This window comes from Janthinobacterium sp. GMG1 (assembly GCF_034427795.1).
In the GTDB taxonomy this organism is placed as follows: Bacteria; Pseudomonadota; Gammaproteobacteria; order Burkholderiales; family Burkholderiaceae_D; genus Janthinobacterium.
This window is the reverse complement of record NZ_JAXQNT010000064.1, coordinates 1-304: the sequence shown is the minus strand read 5'-3', so window position 1 is coordinate 304 and position 304 is coordinate 1. Positions and strand designations below refer to the sequence as shown.

Annotated in this window: 1 protein-coding gene; it reads right to left on the bottom strand. The window is 61.8% G+C overall.

All coding sequences use genetic code 11. The features are described from left to right. On the bottom strand, window positions 1-304 hold a 304-nt coding region (locus tag SJI03_RS28910), incomplete at both ends, for a condensation domain-containing protein (RefSeq protein ID WP_322429475.1).

Sequence of the window (304 nt, the reverse complement as noted above, 5' to 3'; positions counted from 1 at the left end):
CCCATCAGCGGCAAAGTATCGAGTGCGCGCTGCGGATTCGTCAGGGCGCCATCCAGCAAACAGGCGAAACTGTCCGCCATGCGCGCCACCGTGGACGCATCGAACAGGTCGGTGCTGTATTCCCAACTGAGCTGCAGGCCGTCCTCGTCCTCTTCCACGTTCAGCATCAGGTCGAACTGCGCCGTGTGCTGCTGCGTGGCCAGCGACGACACCGTCAGGCCAGGCAGCGAACCGCTTTCCTCTTCATTGTTCTGCAACGACAGCATCACCTGGAATAGGGGCGAATAGCTGAGGGAGCGCTGCG